The following is a 19,761-nucleotide window of genomic DNA, read 5'->3' on the forward strand; positions in this document are numbered from 1 at the left end:
GAACGCTGTCGCGAACCGTTGCAGCCGGGAGCATAGGCTGCGCGACGTGCCCAAGCTCGGGACCGCGCTCAAGCGGATCGTGGTCGGCCGTCCCCAGCGGAGTGACCGCCTGCACAGCACTCTGCTGCCCAAGCGGATCGCGCTGCCGGTGTTCGCCTCCGATGCCATGTCCTCGGTCGCCTACGCGCCCGAGGAGATCTTCCTGACCCTGTCGGTCGCCGGGCTGGCGTCCTACGCGCTGTCGCCGTGGATCGGGCTCGCGGTCATCGTCGTGCTGCTCACGGTGGTCACCAGCTACCGGCAGAACGTGCACGCCTACCCGTCCGGCGGCGGCGACTACGAGGTCGCCACGGTCAACCTGGGGCGCAAGGCCGGGCTCACGGTCGCCAGCGCCCTGCTCGTCGACTACACGCTCACCGTCGCCGTGTCGGTGAGCGCCGCCGCGGCCAACATCGGGGCGCTCATCCCGTTCGTCGGGGAGCACAAGGTGTGGTTCGCCGTGGTGGCGATCGCCGCGCTGACCGCGGTGAACCTGCGCGGGATCCGGGAGGCGGGCGCGGCGTTCGCGGTGCCGGTCTACCTGTTCATGTTCGGCGTCGGCACGATGATCCTCTGGGGGCTGACCCGGATCCTGATCCTGGGCCAGGACGTCGTCACGGCGAGCTCGAACCTGCACCTGGTCGCGGAGGGGGACACCTTCACCGGGCTGGCGCTGGTGTTGCTGGTGCTGCGCTCGTTCACCCAGGGGGCCGCGGCGCTGACCGGTGTCGAGGCGATCTCGAACGGCGTCCCGGCGTTCCGCAAGCCGAAGTCCCGCAACGCCGCCACCACGCTGCTGATCATGGGCATGATCTCGGTGTCGATGATCATGGGGCTGATCGCGCTGGGGCGGCTCAGCGGCGTCCAGATCGCGGAGGACCCGGGCCGGCAGTTCCCGGACGCGCCCGCGGGCTACGAGCAGCAGACGATGATCGCCCAGCTGGCGGACGCGGTCTTCTCCGGCTTCCGGCCCGGCTTCTTCTTCGTCGTGATCACCACGGCCCTGATCCTGGTGCTGGCCGCCAACACCGCGTTCAACGGCTTCCCGGTGCTGGGCTCGATCCTGTCCCAGGACCGCTACCTGCCCCGGCAGCTGCACACCCGCGGCGACCGGCTGGCCTTCTCCAACGGCATCCTGGTCCTGTCCGCGTTCGCCGTGGTGCTGGTGATCGGGTTCCAGGCGGAGGTCACCCGGCTGATCCCGCTGTACACGGTCGGGGTGTTCGTGTCGTTCACGCTGAGCCAGGCGGGCATGGTCAAGCACTGGAACCGCGAGCTGGCGGGGACCACCGACCAGCGCGACCGCCGCCGGATGCGCCGCTCGCAGACGATCAACGGGTTCGGCGCGATCATGACCGGGCTCGTGCTGATCACGGTGCTGATCACCAAGTTCACCCTCGGCGCGTGGATCACGATCGTCGCGATGGCCGCGTTCTTCGCGCTCATGGTGACCATCCAGAAGCACTACGACCGGGTGTCCGCCGAGCTCGTCGCGGACGAGACGGACACCGTGCTGCCCAGCCGCAACCACGCCGTCGTGCTGGTGTCGACGCTGCACAAGCCCACCCTGCGGGCCCTGTCCTACGCCCGCGCCACCCGGCCGGACGTGCTCGAGGCGCTGACCGTGAACGTGGACGAGGCGGACACCAAGCGGCTGATGACCGACTGGGGCAAGCGGAAGATCCCGGTGAAGCTCAAGGTCGTCGAGTCCCCGTACCGCGAGATCACCCGGCCCGTGCTGGACTACGTCAAGCGGATCCGGTCGGACAACCCGCGGGACGTGGTGACCGTCTACATCCCGGAGTACGTGGTGGGGCACTGGTGGGAGCAGATCCTGCACAACCAGTCCGCGCTGCGGCTCAAGTCGCGGCTGCTGTTCCAGCCCGGCGTGATGGTCACGAGCGTGCCGTGGCAGCTCGACTCGTCGGCGGCCGCCCGGCCGCTGTCGCCGCACTACGCGCCCGGGGCGTCGCGCCGCGGGTACCCGTCGATGGAGCAGCTGCCCGGTGAGGCACCCCGCCGGGACAGCACTCGCGACGGCCCACGGAAGGACACCGGTGACCCGGTCCGCTGACAGGACGCTCGACTGGACCGACCGCGTGCTGGAGGTGGAGGCCGGGGCCGTCGCGCACGGCGGACACTGCGTGGCCCGGCACGAGGGGCGGGTGCTGTTCGTGCGGCACGCGCTGCCCGGCGAGACCGTGCGCGCGGTGGTCACGGACGACCAGGGCGGCTCGTTCTGCCTGGCGGACGCGATCTCGGTGCTCGTGGCCTCCCCGGACCGGGTGGAGGCACCGTGCCCCTGGGCCCGCGCGGGCGGGTGCGGGGGCTGCGACTTCCAACACGTCTCGCCCGAGGCCCAGCGGGCGCTGAAGACGACGGTGCTGCGCGAGCAGCTCTCCCGGCTCGGCGGCGTCGAGTCGGAGGTCTCCGTCGAGGAGCTCCCGGGCGGAGCGCTGGGCTGGCGGCAGCGGATCCGGCTCGCGGTGGACGACGAGGGGCGCGCGGGTCTGCGCGCCCACCACAGCCACGAGGTGGTCCCGATCGCGGACTGCCTGCTGGCGCCGTCGGGGATGCTGCCGGACCTGCTGGAGCGGTCGTGGCCCGCGGGCTCGCACGTCGAGGTCGCGGTGGACGCGACGGGGGAGCGGCGGATCGGCACGCGGTCGCGGCAGCGGGCGGCGGGGCGCGAGTGGGACCTCTCCCCGGGGGCCTTCTGGCAGGTGCATCCCCACCTGGCGGACGCGCTGGTGGGCGTCGTGCGGGAGTGGGCCGCGGCGCCGAGCGGCGGCACGGCCTGGGACCTCTACGGCGGCGTCGGGCTGTTCGCGGCGGTGCTGGGCGAGCAGGTCGGCCCGACGGGCTCGGTGGCCGTCGTCGAGTCCTCTCCCGCCGCGGTCGCGGACGGGAAGCGGGCCCTGGCGGACCTGCCGCAGGTCTGGTTCCGCGAGGGCCGGGTGGAGCAGGTCGTGAAGGGGCTGCCCGATCCCTCGGTCGTCGTGGCGGACCCGCCCCGCAAGGGCCTGCAGAAGCAGATGGTCGCCGCGATCTGCGACCGCGCGCCCGAGCGCGTGGTGTACGTGGCGTGCGACCCGGCGTCGCTGGGGCGGGACGTGACGCTGTTCGCGGCGCGGGGGTACGGGCTCGCGGAGGTCCGCAGCTTCGACGCCTTCCCGATGACGCACCACATGGAGTCGGTGGCGCTCTTCACCCGGTCGTAGGGTGGGCGGGTGGCCATCGCCGATCATGTCCAGGGCTGGGAGCCCACCCCCGTCGAGCTGACGGAGACACTCGCCGCGGCGCCGTCCACGGCGTTCGCGGGGGTGCTGGACCAGCCGCCACCCGGCCCCGAGCTGCCCCCGCTGTGGACGGGGTTCCACTTCCTGGAGCTGCCCGCCACCGCCGAGCTGGGGGAGGACGGGCACCCCCGCGAAGGCCACTTCCTGCCCCCGATCCCGCACCGCCGCCGGATGTTCGCGGGCGGGCGACTGACCGTGCGCGAGCCGTTGCGGATCGGCGACACCGTGACCCGGCGCAGCGCGCTGACCTCGATCGTCCCCAAGTCCGGGCGCTCCGGGGACATGCTCTTCGTGACGCTGCGGCACGAGTACGTCCGCGCCGGAGACGGAGCGTGCGGAGTCGACCGGGGACACGGCGAGGTGGTGCAGACCGAGGAGCAGGACGTCGTCTACCGGCAGCAGGAGCCGGGCGCCCCGCGAGCCGCCACGCCGGAGATCCCGGAGCCCGGCCCGCTGCCCGTGGGCCCGCACGTCGCGCTGACCCCGGACGAGGTCCTGCTGTTCCGGATGAGCGCGCTGACCTACAACGCCCACCGCATCCACCACGACCTGCCGTACACCACGCAGGTCGAGGGCTTCCCCGGTCTGGTGGTGCACGGCCCGCTGCTGGCCCTGCTGCTCCTGGAGCTGCCCCGCCGGTTCAGCCCGGACGAGCGGGTGGCGTCCTTCGAGTACCGCCTGCGCCGCCCCGCCTTCTGCGGCTCCCCGCTGGTCGCCACCGCCTCCCCGACGGCAGAGGGGGACGACGTGGCCTGCGGCGTCCCCGGCGCAGACCCGAGCATCACCGGGACGCTCACCTACGCCTGAGTGACGCTCGGGTGACACGAGCGCCACTCGGCGACGCCCGTGCCACCCGAGCGTCCGGTGCCGGGGCTCAGTGGCAGACCCCGGTCGACGGCTCGGAGGGCGGGTAGTCCAGGGCGGGGTTGCCGTCGAAGAAGCCGCTGGGCTTGAGCATGAAGCCCACAGTGCTCACCGGCATGACCGGCCAGTCCTCCGGCCGGACGATGTGGTGGGCGCCCATCGAGTACCAGACCACCACGTCGGTGTCGGTCAGCGGCCGGTCCGCCTCGAGGTAGGCGGGCAGCCCGTCGCCGCCGGGGTGCTGCAGCGGGTAGTCGCCCGCCGCGAACCGCTGTGACCGGTCCTGCGCGGTGACCCAGACCTGGTGGCGGGTGAAGCCCGCGCGCGGCGCGAACAGGGCCGTGGTGGGGTAGATCGGCGGCGCCGAGACACCGGGCATCAGCAGGTACCCGGTCGGCTTGCCCAGCGCGGACAGCGCGGACGGGTTCTCGATCCGCCAGTGGCGGGCCACCGAGGCATCGGCGTCGCGGGCGCCCTCGGCCTCCGAGCGGACGGGGGTCCGCCGCACCTCCCATGCGTTCCCGTGCGGGTTCTCCGGGCCCGCGGGGGAGGGGACGGAGTCCAGCTCGTAGACGGTGTTGGCGGGCCCGTCGACCGACATCTCCATCCGCACGCAGAAGAAGTGCTGGTGGTGGGGCCCGTACAGGCCGGGCGCGACCAGCGTGCCGTGCGCCGGGTCGACCCCGGGGGCGACGGCGCCCGTCGAGATCACGCCGGTCATCTTGACCTCGTACTCGATCAGCCCGTCCGTGTAGAGGTACCAGAAGTACCCGTACTCGTAGTTCCCCACGGTGACGATCGTGGACAGGACGAGCCGTCGCCGTCGCCGGACCTCGACGCGGCCGGTCCGGAAGTCGGTGTGCTTCCAGCCGATCCCGACGTCCTCCTCGTGCATGCAGACGGCGTTCGGGATGACGACGGCCTGCCCGTCCTGGTCGTTGACCACGCCGTCGAAGTAGTGGATGTGCCCGACGCAGTCGCAACCCAGCCGCAGCGGGTTCGCCAGCCACCCGACGCCGTACTCGCCCTGGTCGAACACGTTCTTGATCCGGTGCGTGGGCGCCGGGTCGCCGTAGGGCACGTACATCTCGGCCAGCCCCGCGCGGTGCACGATCGGGCGCCCGGCGTAGGCGATCTGGTGCAGCACCAGGCCCTCGCGCGGGGTGAACCCGATCCGCAGCCCCCACTTCTGCCAGCTCACCGCGGTGCCGTCGACCGTGAACGACGGCCCGTCCGGCTGGTGCACGTCCCAGGCCCGCACGTCCGGCCGCAGCCACGGCACGACGGGCACGTTGTCCGGGTCGTGGATCCACTCGGCCTCGTAGTTCCCCGGCTTCGGCGGGAACGGCACGACGCCGTGGTCGGCCACGTCGACGACCTCGCCCGCGTCCAGGTCCACGGTCACGACCAGGCCTTCGACGGGTCGCGCGTACCCGTGCTCGCCCGGCGCCGACCGCATCCAGGTCAGCGGGCGGCAGATCCGCCGCCGCGCGGGGTCGTCCTCGGGGCCCGTCCAGCTCGATGCCCACGGGTCGATCATGGCGAGGGTGAGGTCCGTCACGCCCCGCCTGCGCATGGCCTCCTGCCAGCGCGGGTCCGCCCGCACGATGTCCTCGGTCGAGACGAACTCCTCGGCCGTGATCGGCGGCTGCACGCCCGGTCGGTCCCGCCAGGAGACGAGCTCTCCGGTGGTCAGCGAGACCACGGCCTCCGAGGTCGTGCGGGTGGAGCGGTCGTAGAGCACGATCTCGGCTCGCCGGTCGACCGGATCGCCCGGCGACCAGGCGAGCAGGTCGGCCTTCGCGGGCTCGTGCAGGCTCACGAACACGAACCGGGCCGCGCCGGTGAGCCTCCGGAGCGAGGTCAGCAGCGCCGCGGCGGCTGTCACCTCGTCCGCGGTGAGCGGGTCGAGGGGATGGTCGGTCCGGGTGCTGTTCTCGGACAGGGCGGTCATGCGGCGGCCCCCCCGTTCGACGGCGCGTCGGTGATCTCCAGGGTGAAGTGTCCGAGTCCCTCGTACACCGCGGGCCGGTTCGCGCGCAGGTACCAGGCGATGCCCATGCCCACCACGAAGATCGCGCACACGACCCACGGGATGGCCGTGACGAACGGCGAGTCGTCCGCCGCGGCGAGCGTGGCCCGGTTGGCGATCAGCAGGTAGCAGGCCCCGAACATGGCCAGCCCGCCGATCACCGGCGCGACGAGGGTGGAGAACCAGCCGAAGCCGTCGCGTGCCCTGGTCAGGAAGAAGCGGATGATCGACACGCAGACCACGCCCTGGAGGGCCAGGATGCCGAGCACGCCCAACAGCGGTGACCAGGTGCCCAGCTTCAGCAGCGCGCCCTCGGTGCTGGGGTCGGCGATCACGAAGGCCAGGCCGTAGACCAGGACCACCGCCGTGACCGTCATGGCGGCGACCCCGGGGGCGTGGTGCTTCGACGTGCTCGCCAGCCGCCGCGGCAGCACGCCCTCGCGGCCCAGCGCGAACAGGTACCGCGCGCCGGTGTTGAAGAACGCCATCGCGCAGGCGAACGAGCTGGTCACGGCCAGCAGCTGGAGGACCGCGGTCAGCCAGCCGCCGACGAACCGGTCCGACAGCGGGTAGAACGCCGACGCGTAGACCCCCGAGAACTGGTCGGCGACGGCCTGGACCGAGCCGGTCAGCCCCCAACCGCTCACGTAGGCGTAGGACACCACCATGTAGAACACGCCGAGCCCGATCACCGACCCGTAGGTGGCGATCGTCGCGATCCGCTTCGGGTCGCGGCTCTCCTCGGCGTAGTTGGGCGCCATCTCGAAGCCCACCCAGGACCAGAACGCGGCGAACAGCGCCACGCCCGCGGCCGCGCCGCCGAAGACCTGGATCGCGCCGGGGTTGTCGAAGATCGCGGCGGGGTTGAACGGCTCGGCCGACAGTCCCTCGGCCCCGCCCTGTCCGATCACCGCGACGCCGAGCACGACGAGCGCGAGCACCTCGGCGACCAACATCACCCCGAGGACCTTCGCGGTGAGCTCGATGTGGAACCAGGCCGACGTCGCCATCACCGCCAGCGCGACGACCATGTACAGCCAGGCGGGCAGCGCCACCCCCGTCCAGGTCGCGACGGTGGTCGCGGCGAAGTAGCCGAGCACGCCGATCACGGCGGCCGTGAAGATCATGTAGCAGAGGGCGATGAGCAGCCCGGACCCGGTACCGACGATCCGACCCAGGCCCCGGCTGACGAAGGTGTAGAAGCCGCCCGCGCTCGTCACCCGCCTGCTCATGGCGATGTAGCCGACCGAGAAGATCGTCAGCGCGAGGGTCGCGACCAGGAAGGCGGCGGGCGCGGCGTACCCGCCGCCGTTCACCGCGACGGGGACGTTGAACAGCATCGCGGTGAGTGGGGCGGCCCCGGTCACGATGCAGAAGAACACGGAGGGCAGTCCGAGGGCGCCGTCGGCCAGGCGGCCGTGACGGGCGGCCGCGGGCGCGGCGAGGGATGTGGGCGGGGACGTGTCGGTCATCGGGGGCTCCACCGGCGTCGGGGACCTGACCCCGCCAGCGTGTGTGTCCGGTGTGACACCCGTCGCCCGATCGTGTTGCACCCTCTTCTCACAGCGGTACGAAGCGGGCGAATCCGCGAGTTCCCGCCCCCTCCTGGTCCGTCGCGGAGTGTTCCGGGGAGGATGGTCGGGTGACAGGTTCGGTTCTCGCTCAGCCCGCCCCGCAGCCCTCGGTCGAGACCCGGATCGCCGACGAGCTCGGCGTCCGGCAGCACCAGGTCGTCGCCGCCGTCGGCCTCCTCGACGAGGGGTCGACGGTCCCGTTCGTCGCCCGGTACCGCAAGGAGGCGACCGGCGGTCTCGACGACGCCCAGCTCCGCACGCTGGAGGAGCGCCTGCGCTACCTCCGCGAGCTGGAGGAGCGGCGCACGGCGGTGCTCGACGAGATCCGCAAGCAGGAGAAGCTCACCCCGGAGCTGGAGGCGCGGATCCTCGCGGCCGAGTCCAAGGCCCGGCTCGAGGACATCTACCTGCCCTACAAGCCCAAGCGCCGCACCAAGGCGATGATCGCCCGCGAGCAGGGCCTGGAGCCCCTCGCCGACGCGCTGCTGGCCGATCCCACCCTCACCCCGCAGGCCGAGGCCACGAAGTACGTCACCGACGAGGTGGCGGACGCCGCGGCCGCGCTGGAGGGCGCCCGGTCGATCCTGGTCGAGCGGTTCTCCGAGGAGCCGGACCTGATCGGCGGGCTCCGCGAGCGCATGTGGTCGCGCGGCGTGCTGGTGTCGAAGGTCCGCGCGGGCAAGGAGGCCGGTGATCTCGCGGCCGCCAAGTTCTCGGACTACTTCGACTTCTCCGAGCCGTTCACCAAGCTGCCGAGCCACCGGATCCTCGCGGTCTTCCGCGGGGAGAAGGAGGAGATCCTCGACGTCACCCTCGAGCCGGACGCGGACGAGGCGAACGCCGGCGACTGGGAGGCCCTGGTCGCCGCCCACGTGGGTGTGTCGAACCAGGGCCGGGCGGCGGACGAGTGGCTGGCAGGCGTCGTGCGCTGGACCTGGCGCACTCGGATCCTGCTGCACCTGGGCATCGACATCCGGGTGCGGCTGCGCACGGCCGCGGAGGAGGGGGCGATCGCCGTCTTCGCCTCCAACCTGCGGGACCTGCTGCTGGCCGCGCCCGCGGGAACCCGCGCGACCATGGGCCTCGACCCGGGCCTGCGCACCGGCGTCAAGGTCGCCGTGGTGGACGCGACAGGCAAGGTCGTCGCCAAGGACACGATCTACCCGCACGAGCCGCGCAAGGACTGGAACGGCGCGCTGGCCTCGCTCACGAAGCTGGCCACCGAGCACTCCGTCGAACTGATCGCGATCGGCAACGGCACCGCCTCCCGCGAGACGGACGCCCTGGCCGGTGAGCTCGTCGCGATGAACCCCGGACTGAAGATGACCAAGGTCATGGTCAGCGAGGCCGGGGCGTCGGTGTACTCGGCGTCGGCGTACGCGTCGGCCGAGCTGCCGGACCTGGACGTCTCGATCCGCGGCGCGGTGTCGATCGCGCGCAGGCTGCAGGACCCGCTGGCCGAGCTGGTGAAGATCGACCCGAAGTCCATCGGCGTCGGGCAGTACCAGCACGACCTGCCGGAGTCCTCGCTGTCCCGCTCCCTGGACGCCGTCGTCGAGGACTGTGTGAACGCCGTCGGCGTGGACGTCAACTCGGCCTCGGCGCCGCTGCTGCGCCGGGTCTCGGGGATCAGCGAGTCGCTGGCCGCGGCGATCGTGTCCCACCGGGACGCGCACGGGCCGTTCCGCACCCGTACCGCGCTGGCGGACGTGCCGCGCCTGGGCCCCAAGGCCTTCGAGCAGTGCGCCGGCTTCCTCCGGATCCGGGGTGGGGACGAGCCGCTGGACGTCTCCGGCGTCCACCCCGAGGCCTACCCCGTGGTCCGGCGGATCGTCGAGGCGTCGAAGGTCTCGATCGACGAGCTGCTCGGCAACTCCACGAAGATCAAGACGTTGCAGCCGCAGCGGTTCGTCGACACGCAGTTCGGGCTGCCCACGGTCAGCGACATCCTCGCCGAGCTGGAGAAGCCCGGCCGGGACCCGCGCCCGGCCTTCCGCACGGCGACCTTCGCCGAGGGCGTCCACAAGATCGCGGACCTGCGGCAGGGCATGGTGCTGGAGGGCGTGGTGACGAACGTCGCGGCCTTCGGCGCGTTCGTGGACGTGGGCGTCCACCAGGACGGGTTGGTGCACGTCTCGGCGATGTCCACCCAGTTCGTGTCGGACCCGCGCGAGGTCGTGAAGTCCGGCGACGTGGTGAAGGTCAAGGTGCTGGACGTCGACGAGGCTCGCAAGCGGATCTCGCTGACCCTGCGCCTGGACGACGAGCCGGGCAAGGCGAGCCGGGGAGACGGCGGTCAGGGCGGCGGCAGGCGCGGCCCGGGGCGCGAGGGCCAGGGCGGCAGGCGCGGTCCCGGCGGCCCCGGCGGTCAGCGGGGGCAGGGCGGCAAGGGTGGCCCCGGCGGACAGGGCGGACAGGGCGGCAAGGGCGGACAGGGCGGCCGCGGCAAGGGCGGTCAGGACGGCGGCAAGGCAGGCGCCCCCCGTCGTCAGGACAAGCCCGCCCCGCTGAACAACGCCATGGCGGACGCCCTCAAGCGCGCCGGCTTCGGCAAGTGACCGCCGAGATGAACCTCAGTGCTGTCGACACCTGACCGAACAGCACTGGGGTTCAACTCGACGGGCGGGTGAGGCGGGTGGCCACCGCGTCGAGGTCCGCCTCGGGGGCGCCGTGGGCCACGAGGTGGGGGCGCAGGCCGGCCCCGCTCTCGAGGGCGTCCAGGCCCGCGGTCAGGGCGTCCGGGTCGACGGCGAGCAGGTGCTGGGAGCCCGGGGGGAGCCTCGAGCCCGCGGCGTCCAGCCTCGCGAGCAGGAACTCGATGTTGTCGTCGGTGCGGCGGTAGTCCGCCAGCACCTGGTCGCGGGGGACTCCGGCCAGGCGGAGCGCCATCCCGATCACGATCCCGGTCCGGTCCTTGCCCGCCGCGCAGTGCACGAGGATCGGCCCCGGGGCGTGCGCCAGGATCCCGACGATGCGCACGAGCGAGTCCACCGACTCCCGGACGATCTTCTCGTACCCGGCCGCGAGCTCCCGCTCGGTGGGCAGCCCGGCCAGCCGCTCCGGCGCCAGCTGCACGCTCAGCGGCACGTGGTGCACCTCCGCGCGGTCGGCCAGCGGGTGCGGGCCGACCCGCTGCAGCTCCTTCACCGACCGCAGGTCGATCACGGAGGCGGGGACGGTGGGCAGCTCGTCGCCGGGCTGCGGGGCCTCGCTGCGGAGCAGCACCCCGCTGCGGACCACGCGGCCGTCGGCCGTGGTCAGCCCGCCGACGTCCCGGAAGTTGGCGAAGGTCCGCAGCACCGAGGTCACCCGCCCGATGGTGCGCGGGGCCGGTGAACGCCGGGTGGATTCGTGACCGGGACCACCCCGGGAACATCATCAGGCCCGCCGCCGTTGGACCACCCGTGACGGGCGGCACCCCCGCCCGCTGCGATCTCCCGCGACCCGTCGTGCGACACTGGGGACCGTCGGCTGTCAGCGATGACGTCAGCCGAGTAGCCCCATGGTCCTTCTCCGGCACCGTTCTCCGACTGCCGTTCCGGGCCCGCGGGCTTCCCCGCGGGTGAGGCATACGGCCCACCCGGTTTCGATGAGGACATGAGTGAGCACTCTGCTGGACCTGCCCGAGAACGTGAACGACGACGTCGATACCACCGAGATCACCGAGCACGACGGTGCCTTCCTGGAGCTGGGTCTCGACCCCGCTCTGGTCGAGGTGCTGGACGAGCTCGGCTACGAGAGCCCCAGCCCGATCCAGGCCGAGGCGATCCCGTCCCTGATCGAGGGACACGACCTGCTGGGCCAGGCGGCCACCGGCACCGGCAAGACCGCCGCGTTCGGGCTGCCGATGCTGCAGCGCCTGTCCGTGGCGCGCGCCGAGGGCGACCGGAACGGCGAGCGCCGTCCGTTCGGCCTGGTGCTGGCGCCCACCCGTGAGCTCGCCATGCAGGTGAGCGAGGCCGTCACCAAGTACGGCTCCCGGATCGGCGCGAAGGTGCTGGCCGTCTACGGCGGCGCCCCGATCGGCCCGCAGCTCGGCTCCCTCAAGCGGGGGGTCGACGTGGTCGTCGCCACCCCCGGCCGCGCGATCGACCTGATGAACCGCGGGGCGCTCAGCCTCGACGCGCTCGAGGTCGTCGTGCTGGACGAGGCCGACGAGATGCTCGACATGGGCTTCGCCGAGGACATCGAGACGATCCTGCAGGCGACGCCGGACCAGCGCCAGGCGGTGCTGTTCTCCGCCACCATGCCGCGCCGGATCGAGCTGCTGGCCCGCCAGTACATGCGCGAGCCGGTCATGGTCCGGATCGCGCGCGAGGAGGTGCCGGAGGGCGAGGCGCCGCGCGTGCGGCAGACCGCCTACATGGTGCCGCGCACCCACACCACCACGGCCCTGGGCCGGATCCTGGAGCTCGAGCGGCCCACCGCGGCCATCGTGTTCTGCCGCACCCGCGCGGACGTGGACGCCGTCACCGAGACGCTGACCTCGCGTGGACTGCGCGCCGAGGCGCTGCACGGCGGCATGGACCAGGAGCACCGGACCCGCGTCGTCGAGCGGCTGCGCAACGGCCGCACCGACCTGCTCGTGGCGACGGACGTCGCGGCGCGCGGGCTGGACATCGAGCAGCTCTCGCACGTGGTGAACCACGACGTGCCGAAGTCGCCCGAGGCGTACGTGCACCGCATCGGCCGCGTCGGTCGCGCGGGCCGCGAGGGCGTGGCGATCACGCTCGTCCCGAACGGCGCGATCCGGCACCTGCGCAACATCGAGCGGCTGATCGGCAAGAACGTGCCGGTCGCCCCGGTGCCCACGGTCGCGGACCTCAAGCAGGCGCGGCTGGACCGCACCCGCGCGCAGCTGCAGGAGCAGATCGTCGCGGACCTGCGCCAGGACGCGGACGCGGACCCGGACGGCGTGCTCGCGATGATCGAGTCGCTGGTCGGCGAGTTCGACCCGGCGGACGTGGCGGCCGCGGCCGTGCGCCTCGCCCGGGCAGGCACCACGACCGCGGACGACGAGGTCGACATCCCCACCATGAACACGCCCCGTGAGGGTCGTGGCGGTCCCCGCGACCGGAACGACCGCGAGGGCGGCCGGTTCGGTGGCAGCCGCGGCCAGGGCTCGCGCCCGCCGCGCGAGGGGGCGACCCGGCTGTTCGTCTCCGCCGGTCGCGCCGCGGGTGTCCGCCCGCAGGACATCGTGGGAGCGCTGGCGAACGAGTCGCGGCTCTCCGGCCGGGACATCGGCGCCATCCAGATCCACGAGCGGCACTCCCTGGTGGAGATCCCCGAGCACGCGGCGGACGACGTCCTCCGCTCCATGCGGGGCGTCACCACGCTGAAGGGTCGGCGGGCCAACATCCGCCGGGACCGCGCCGCCACCTGAGCCACACCGTCCTGCTCTGCGGGACGGCACCACCCGAACGCACGAACGGCACTCTTGTGCGGACCTACCGCACAAGAGTGCCGTTCGTGCGTTCGTGGTAGGCAGGGCTCCCACCACGGAAGGGCACTCATGACGCAGACCCATGACCTGAAGCCGCGCTCCCGGCAGGTGACGGACGGGATCGAGCGCACCGCCGCGCGCGGGATGCTGCGTGCCGTCGGCATGCAGGACGGGGACTTCGCCAAGCCCCAGATCGGCGTGGCCAGCAGCTGGAACGAGATCACCCCCTGCAACCTCTCGCTGCAGCGCCTCGCGCAGGCGGCGAAGGAGGGCGTGTTCCGGGCCGGCGGGTTCCCGATGGAGTTCGGCACCATCTCGGTGTCCGACGGCATCTCGATGGGCCACGTCGGCATGCACTTCTCGCTGGTCAGCCGGGAGATCATCGCGGACTCGGTGGAGACCGTCGTCGAGGCCGAGCGGCTCGACGGGACCGTGCTGCTCGCGGGTTGTGACAAGTCCCTGCCCGGCATGCTGATGGCCGCGGCGCGGCTGGACCTGGCGAGCGTGTTCGTCTACGCGGGCTCGATCCTGCCCGGCCACATCGACGGCCGCGAGGTCAACATCTCCGACGCGTTCGAAGCCGTCGGGGCGTGCGCGCGCGGCCTGATCACCCGGGACGAGCTGACCGCGATCGAGAAGGCGATCTGTCCCGGTGAGGGCGCCTGCGGCGGCATGTACACCGCGAACACCATGGCGTCCGCGGCCGAGGCGCTCGGCATGGCGCTGCCCGGCTCGGCCGCGCCGCCCGCCGTCGACCGGCGCCGCGACGGCATCGCGCGGGCCTCGGGCGAGGCCGTGATCGGCCTGCTGGCGAAGGGGATCACGGCCCGGCAGATCCTCACGCGCGAGGCGTTCGAGAACGCGATCGCCGTCGTCATGGCGTTCGGCGGCTCGACCAACGCCGTGCTGCACCTGCTCGCGATCGCCGCCGAGGCCGAGGTGCCGCTGGAGCTGGACGACTTCAACCGGATCGGCGACCGGGTGCCGCACCTCGCGGACGTCAAGCCGTTCGGCAAGCACGTGATGAGCACGGTCGACCAGGTCGGGGGAGTGCCCGTCGTCATGCGGGCGCTGCTGGACGCGGGCCTGCTCCACGGGGACGCGCTGACCTGCACCGGCAAGACCGTGGCGGAGAACCTCGCGGACGTGGACACCCCGCTGGACGGCACGGTCATCCACGCGATGAGCGACCCGATCCACCCCACCGGCGGCATCACGATCCTGCGCGGCTCGCTCGCGCCCGAGGGGGCCGTGGTCAAGTCCGCGGGCTTCGACTCGACGGAGTTCCGCGGCACCGCCCGGGTGTTCGACGGCGAGCAGGGCGCGCTCGACGCCGTCGGCGACGGCACCGTCGTCCCCGGGGACGTCGTGGTGATCCGGTACGAGGGACCGCGCGGCGGGCCCGGGATGCGGGAGATGCTCGCGGTCACCGGGATGATCAAGGGTGCGGGCCTGGGCAAGGAGGTCCTACTGGTGACCGACGGCCGGTTCTCCGGCGCGACCACCGGGCTGTGCATCGGGCACGTCGCGCCCGAGGCGACGGACGGCGGCCCGATCGCGTTCGTGCGGGACGGGGACCCGATCGTGCTGGACATGACCACCCGGACGCTGTCGTTGGACATCCCCGACGAGGAGCTGGAGAAGCGCCGCGCGGCCTGGGTCCGCCCGGAGCCGCCCCGGCGTACGGGCGTACTGGCGAAGTACGCGAGACTGGTGGGATCGGCCGCCCAGGGCGCGGTCTGCAGCTGAGAGCGACGCTCGGGGGCCCCGAGCTCGGGGTCCCCAAGCACCACGGAACGACGCTCGGGGTCCCCAAGCGCCACCGGAGACCGACGGTCGTGGTCCCCAAGCACCAGTGAGTGACGCTCGGGGTCCCCAAGCGTCACCGGAGAAGGAGCGGTGTGGCTAGGAAGCAGCAGGGCCGGGGGCAGAAGCGCGCGGCCAAGGTCGCGGCGCGGAAGCGGAGGACCACCGTCCGCGCCGAGCCCCGCCCGGTCGAGACCCTCCCCGGGCTGGACGGCTACGAGCCCGCCGAGCTGCCGGAGATCGAGGCGGTCGAGGAGATGCGCTACGCCGTCGCCGAGATCCGCACGGTCCGAGCCCTCGGCCCGCACGACGGCAACCCGGAGTGGCTCGAGATCCTCGAGCGGCACGTCGAGGCGCTCGCCGACACCGGCGAGGACGAGCTGGTCGTCGAGATCATCGACGATCGCGTGCGCAAGGCCGTCGCCGACACCCTGGCTGCGTCCTCGCCGGAGCCCGCGCGCGAGGAGGTCCGCTGCCTCGTCGCGTCGGACGGGGAGATGGGTGACCCGGACGCGGACCCGGACGGGATCGGCGGCGCGCCCGCGCAGGGCATGGCGCTGATGATCCTGCTCGGCTGGCTGGCCAACCGCGGCCCGCGCCCGATCCCGTCGAGCGCGCGGACGCGCGTGCCCGAGTGGGCCCGCACCACCCTCGGCGACCGCCCGGGTGAGGTGGTGGCGCAGCTGATCGGGATCACCGGCGGTGAGGAGGAGCGCAACGCCGCCCTCGGCGAGTCCGCGGACGACCTCGAGGACGACTTCCTCGCCGGCCTGATGTGGATCGCCGCGGGCCTGACCGCCCTCTACGGCGACGGCGACCCGGACGGCTACCTCGCGTTCCCGGAGGGCGTCCCCGCCTGAGCCTCGTCCCACGCCCTCTCGAGCGCCTGGACGAGGGTGTCCGCGGGCTGGGCGCCGGACAGGCCGTACCGGCCGTCGATCACGAAGAACGGGACGCCGCTGATGCCGTACCGGCGGGCCCGGGCCTCGTCCTCGCGGACGGCGTCGAGGTACTCGTCCGAGCCGAGGACGCGGTCCACATCGGACGGAGGCAGGCCCGCGGCCACCGCGACCCGGCGCAGCGCGTCGGCGTCCCCGATCGGCTCTCCGTCGGTGAACAGGGCTGTGACCAGCGCGGACTTCACCCGCGACTGCAGCGCCGTGCCGCCGAGCTCCCACGCGAGGTGCAGCAGGCGGTGGGCGTCGACGGTGTTGCCGTCCCGCGCGCGGTCGAACCGGAGCTCCAGCCCGTCCTCGGCGGCGATCCCCGCGACCCGGGCCTCCATCGCCCGCACCTGCGCCACGTCACTGCCGAACTTCGCGGCCAGCCGCTCGGTCCGGTCGCCCTCGTACCCGCGCGGGGCCGAGGGATCGAGCTCGAAGCTGCGGTAGCGCACCTCGACCTCGTGGGGGAAGCGCTCCAGGGCCGCGGCGATGCGCCGGGTCCCGATCGCGCACCACGGGCACGCGACGTCCGACCAGATCTCGACCTTCACCCCGAGACCAACCCCCGCCGCTCGGTCGGGATTCCCTCTCACAGCGCTCTCTCAGCGCACACCTACCCGTCGCCGGGCCGGAGAGGCCACGCTGCAGCCATGACGTCTCTCGGTGCGGGCCCCGAGAAGGGCCCGTCCGGTGAGGAGCCGGACGCCGCGCTCGTCGCCCGGGCGGGGGCGGGGGAGCAGTGGGCGGTCGACCGGCTGCTGACCCTGGTCCACCCGTTCGCGCTGCGCTACTGCCGGGCCCGGCTCGGCCACGCGCTGCCCGGGGTGACGGCGGAGGACCTCGCCCAACAGGTGTGCCTGGCCGTGCTGCGGGCCCTGCCCCGGTTCCAGGACCGCGGTCGCCCGTTCCTCGCCTTCGTCCACCGGATCGCCGTCCACGAGGTCTCCGACGCCTACCGGGCCGCCGCCCGGGGCGCCCTGCTCGCCGACCTCGTCCCGGACCGGCCGGACCCGGCGGCGGGCCCGGAGGAACGGGCGGTGCTGGGCGACGACGTCGCGCGGCTGCGTCCGCTGCTCGACCGGCTCAGCCCCACCGCCCGCGAGGTCCTCCTGCTGCGCCTGGCCGTCGGCCTGACCGCGGAGGAGACCGCGGAGGTGGTGGGGAGCACCCCGGGTGCCGTGCGCACCATGCAGCACCGCGCGCTGAGCACGATCCGGGAAGGGCTCGCGACCCCGTCGCTCGTGCGCGGTAAGTCACGCTAGAGCACCACTTTCCGCGCACGGTACCTGGACGTAACACGCCCGATCACGTGCAGAAACCCGGCGGTTCCACCGTGGAGCCATGCACGAGCGCGTCGAGGAGCCCGAGGCGCTGTCCGCGCCCGGTCCGGCGCCGACCTCCGGTGTCGGCGTCATCGTCCCCTTCGACTTCGCGCTGGACCGCGAGCTGTGGCGGTGGGTGCCCGAGGACGCGGCGCTGCACGTCACCCGCACCCCGTTCGTCCCCTCGCCGGTCACCGCCGAGATGGCCCGCGCGATCTCCGATCCCGAGCCGGTCCGGCGCGCGACCCGGGACGTGCTGGAGCCCGAGCCCGGCGTCGTCGCGTACGCGTGCACGTCCGGCAGCTTCGTCGACGGCGCGGCGGGCGAGATCGCCCTCACCGGTGTCATCACCGACGCGGGCGCCCCGCTCGCGCTGACCACCGCGGGGGCCCTGGTGGAGGCGCTGAAGGCGTTGGGCGCCGGGCGGGTCGCCGTCGTCACGCCCTACGTGGACGACTTGACCAGCCTGCTGGAGCAGTTCCTGGCCGCGCACGGCGTCGAGACGGTCGGGAGCGTGGGGCTGGGGCTGCTCGGCCAGATCTGGCGGGTGTCGTACGACGAGGTCGTCCGGGCCGTGCGCGCCGCGGACCGCCCCGAGGCCGAGGCCGTGTTCATCAGCTGCACCAACCTGTCGACCTACGACGTGATCGCCCCGCTGGAGCGGCTGCTCGGCAAGCCGGTGATCACCGCGAACCAGGTCACCATGTGGGCGGCGCTGCGGGCGGTCGGGCACCGCGCCGTCGGGCCCGGCCAGTCGCTGATCCAGGGCCGCCAGGGCGCCGTCTCGCACCTGCGGGTGGTCCCTGACCAGCCCACGCCGCGAGACGAGCCGGAGCACGGCGGCGGCGGTCCCGGCGGCGGGCCCCAGGTGCTGCACAAGGTGCGGGTCCGGCTGCCGGACGAGTCGGGCGCGCTCGCCCGGCTCACCGAGGCGGTCGCGCAGGCGGACGGCAACATCCTCGGCCTCGCCGTGCACGGCCAGGACTCGCGGTCGGTGGTGGACGAGATGTTCGTCGGCTCCGCCGGGAGTGCGGAGGAGCTGGCCGAGGCCATCCGCCGCGGCCTGGGCACCGAGGACCCGGGCGCCGTGCTCGTCACGCCCGCGGACCCGCACGACCTGGTGGACGCGCCGACCCGCGCCCTGGACCTCGCCGTCCAGGCGGTGAGCGGTGGGGACGCCACCGCGCTCGCCCGCGGGCTGGGCGCCCTCGTCCACGCGGACGCGGTCCGCTACCAGCCCACCGAGCCTCCGCGCCATCCGCACGTGCTCGCCGCCGCCGTCCCGCAGGGCGGGTGGTTGGTCGCGATGCGGGACTGGGCGCCGTTCACCGTCACCGAGCAGGCCCGGGCCGAGGCCTTCCTGCGCGCGGCGGACGTCGAGCCCGTCCGGCCGCGGTGGGACATCCTCACGCTCTCCGGGGCGGAGCTGGTCGCCGAGCACGCGACCGGGGACGAGATCGGCCCGGTCGAGGACCTGCTGTGCGCCTGTCTCGCGGGTCTGGAGCCGAGCGGGGAACGCGCCACGTGGACCGACCGCGAGCTGCGGGCGTTGCTGATCACGCCGCGGGGTCCCGCGCTGCTCGTGCGGGACGAGGCCGGTGTGGTGGTCGCGCTGGGGGCGGTGGTGGAGGACGAGCTCGTCCTGCTCGTCCACCCGCACTACCGCGGCATGCGCCTCGCCCGCTGGCTCCGCAAGCGGCTCACCGCCCGCGCACTAGCCTAGGAGCGTGCCGCTCCCGCAGGACTGGTCCCGCTGGCGGGACGCCGTCGACCTCACCTCGTACGACGACCGCTGGGCCGGCCTCGAGAACCCCCACGGCGAGGCCGACCTCGTCGCCGCCTACCGGCCTGCGACCGTGCTCGACGGCGGCTGCGGCACCGGGCGGGTCGCGATCGAGCTGGCGCGGCGCGGGATCGCGGTGGTGGGCGTCGACCCCGACCCGGACATGATCGCGGCCGCCGCGGCGAAGGCCCCCGACCTGCGCTGGCTCGGCACCGGCCTGGAGTCCCTCGACCTGCCCGACCGGTTCGACGTGGTCGTGCTGGCGGGCAACGTGATCCCCTACGCGACGGACCGGGCGGGTGTCGTCGCGGGCTGCGTGCGTCACCTCGCCCCCGGCGGACGGCTGATCGCCGGGTTCACCCTGCAGCCCGGCTGGCCCACCCTCGCCGAGTACGACACCTGGTGCGCCGGTCTGGTCCTGGAGGACCGCTGGGCCACCTGGGACCGCGAGCCGTACGAGGGCGGCGGCTACGCGGTCAGCGTCCACCGCGGTGAGGACGGCGTGGCTCCCACTGGGTCGGCGCCGGGAGCGGTGGTGTCCCCGGTGGGGGACAAGCCCTAGCTGTACTCGGCCATGAGGTTGGTGCACGGCGTGGCGAGTTGAGAGGGGAAGGCCCTTCGGGCTGTGTGGAGGTGTCTGACGCCGTCCACT

The 19,761-nt window shown here is 73.3% G+C and carries 14 protein-coding genes and 1 pseudogene; 11 read left to right on the forward strand and 4 right to left on the reverse strand.

Going from position 1 to position 19,761, the window contains the following annotated elements:
- Positions 1–46 precede the first annotated feature (46 nt).
- From ABD993_RS25070 to ABD993_RS25080, 3 genes are read left to right on the forward strand one after another with little or no spacing between them, the layout of a single operon-like run.
- The gene (locus ABD993_RS25070) at positions 47–2,113 is read left to right on the forward strand and encodes an APC family permease (protein WP_345423275.1); all 2,067 of its coding nucleotides are present in this window, start codon (positions 47–49) and stop codon (positions 2,111–2,113) included.
- Complete coding sequence (locus ABD993_RS25075) at positions 2,097–3,260, forward strand: class I SAM-dependent RNA methyltransferase (RefSeq protein WP_345423278.1); 1,164 nt, start codon at positions 2,097–2,099, stop codon at positions 3,258–3,260. The genes ABD993_RS25070 and ABD993_RS25075 overlap by 17 nt, the downstream gene beginning before the upstream one ends.
- Before the next feature lie 9 nt (positions 3,261–3,269).
- Positions 3,270–4,145 (forward strand): HTD2 family dehydratase, encoded by an 876-nt coding sequence (locus tag ABD993_RS25080; RefSeq protein ID WP_345423281.1) that lies wholly within the window; start codon positions 3,270–3,272, stop codon positions 4,143–4,145.
- Positions 4,146–4,212: 67 nt separating this feature from the next.
- Here ABD993_RS25080 and ABD993_RS25085 read toward each other — a convergent pair whose 3' ends face one another.
- On the reverse strand, positions 4,213–6,156 hold the full coding sequence (locus ABD993_RS25085; RefSeq protein ID WP_345423284.1) for a primary-amine oxidase: 1,944 nt from the start codon (positions 6,154–6,156) through the stop codon (positions 4,213–4,215).
- The gene (locus ABD993_RS25090; RefSeq protein ID WP_345423287.1) at positions 6,153–7,706 is read right to left on the reverse strand and encodes an APC family permease; all 1,554 of its coding nucleotides are present in this window, start codon (positions 7,704–7,706) and stop codon (positions 6,153–6,155) included. Before ABD993_RS25090 ends, ABD993_RS25085 begins: the two co-directional genes overlap by 4 nt.
- 170 nt (positions 7,707–7,876) lie before the next feature.
- Here ABD993_RS25090 and ABD993_RS25095 point away from each other — a divergent pair, with 170 nt between their 5' ends.
- A complete protein-coding gene (locus ABD993_RS25095) occupies positions 7,877–10,366 on the forward strand; it encodes a Tex family protein (RefSeq protein ID WP_345423290.1) in 2,490 nt (829 codons plus the stop codon).
- Positions 10,367–10,418: 52 nt separating this feature from the next.
- Here the strand turns inward: ABD993_RS25095 and ABD993_RS25100 are convergent, their stop codons facing one another.
- Entirely contained in the window at positions 10,419–11,117 is a 699-nt protein-coding gene (locus ABD993_RS25100; RefSeq protein ID WP_345423293.1) for a tyrosine-protein phosphatase, read from the reverse strand.
- Between the two features lie 292 nt (positions 11,118–11,409).
- Here ABD993_RS25100 and ABD993_RS25105 point away from each other — a divergent pair, with 292 nt between their 5' ends.
- The 3 genes from ABD993_RS25105 (at position 11,410) to ABD993_RS25115 (ending at position 15,920) form a co-directional block, all read left to right on the forward strand.
- Positions 11,410–13,194: a DEAD/DEAH box helicase gene (locus tag ABD993_RS25105; RefSeq protein WP_345423296.1), complete on the forward strand. Its 1,785-nt coding sequence runs from the start codon at positions 11,410–11,412 to the stop codon at positions 13,192–13,194.
- A 129-nt stretch (positions 13,195–13,323) separates the two neighbouring features.
- Positions 13,324–15,003 carry a dihydroxy-acid dehydratase gene (gene ilvD / locus ABD993_RS25110; RefSeq protein ID WP_345423299.1) on the forward strand — a complete coding sequence of 560 codons (1,680 nt, stop codon included), beginning with the start codon at positions 13,324–13,326 and terminating at the stop codon, positions 15,001–15,003.
- A 152-nt stretch (positions 15,004–15,155) separates the two neighbouring features.
- The gene (locus ABD993_RS25115; RefSeq protein WP_345423302.1) at positions 15,156–15,920 is read left to right on the forward strand and encodes a hypothetical protein; all 765 of its coding nucleotides are present in this window, start codon (positions 15,156–15,158) and stop codon (positions 15,918–15,920) included.
- Here ABD993_RS25115 and ABD993_RS25120 read toward each other — a convergent pair.
- A complete protein-coding gene (locus ABD993_RS25120) occupies positions 15,887–16,555 on the reverse strand; it encodes a DsbA family oxidoreductase (RefSeq protein ID WP_345423305.1) in 669 nt (222 codons plus the stop codon). The two genes, ABD993_RS25115 and ABD993_RS25120, sit on opposite strands and share 34 nt — an antisense overlap.
- 99 nt (positions 16,556–16,654) lie before the next feature.
- On the opposite strand from ABD993_RS25120, the gene shbA reads away from it, so the two are divergent.
- The 4 genes and pseudogenes from shbA to ABD993_RS25140 all read left to right on the forward strand — a co-directional run bounded on the left by shbA (position 16,655) and on the right by ABD993_RS25140 (position 19,671).
- The gene (gene shbA, locus ABD993_RS25125; protein WP_345423308.1) at positions 16,655–17,266 is read left to right on the forward strand and encodes an RNA polymerase sigma factor ShbA; all 612 of its coding nucleotides are present in this window, start codon (positions 16,655–16,657) and stop codon (positions 17,264–17,266) included.
- 79 nt (positions 17,267–17,345) lie between these two features.
- Positions 17,346–18,086, forward strand: a pseudogene (locus ABD993_RS25130) (maleate cis-trans isomerase family protein); the annotation flags it as partial.
- A 120-nt stretch (positions 18,087–18,206) separates the two neighbouring features.
- A complete protein-coding gene (locus tag ABD993_RS25135) occupies positions 18,207–19,049 on the forward strand; it encodes an ACT domain-containing protein (RefSeq protein WP_345423340.1) in 843 nt (280 codons plus the stop codon).
- A 4-nt stretch (positions 19,050–19,053) separates the two neighbouring features.
- Positions 19,054–19,671, forward strand: coding sequence for a class I SAM-dependent methyltransferase (locus tag ABD993_RS25140; protein ID WP_345423311.1), 618 nt, complete (start codon positions 19,054–19,056; stop codon positions 19,669–19,671).
- The last annotated feature ends 90 nt before the right edge of the window (positions 19,672–19,761 follow it).

This window comes from Pseudonocardia xishanensis, assembly GCF_039541715.1.
GTDB lineage: Bacteria > Actinomycetota > Actinomycetes > Mycobacteriales > Pseudonocardiaceae > Pseudonocardia > Pseudonocardia xishanensis.

Coding starts and splice junctions, on each gene's coding strand:
- ABD993_RS25085 (WP_345423284.1), bottom strand. CDS start 6,156: ATGACCGCCCTGTCCGAGAACAGCACCCGGACCGACCATCCCCTCGAC.
- ABD993_RS25090 (WP_345423287.1), bottom strand. CDS start 7,706: ATGACCGACACGTCCCCGCCCACATCCCTCGCCGCGCCCGCGGCCGCC.
- ilvD (WP_345423299.1), top strand. CDS start 13,324: ATGACGCAGACCCATGACCTGAAGCCGCGCTCCCGGCAGGTGACGGAC.
- shbA (WP_345423308.1), top strand. CDS start 16,655: ATGACGTCTCTCGGTGCGGGCCCCGAGAAGGGCCCGTCCGGTGAGGAG.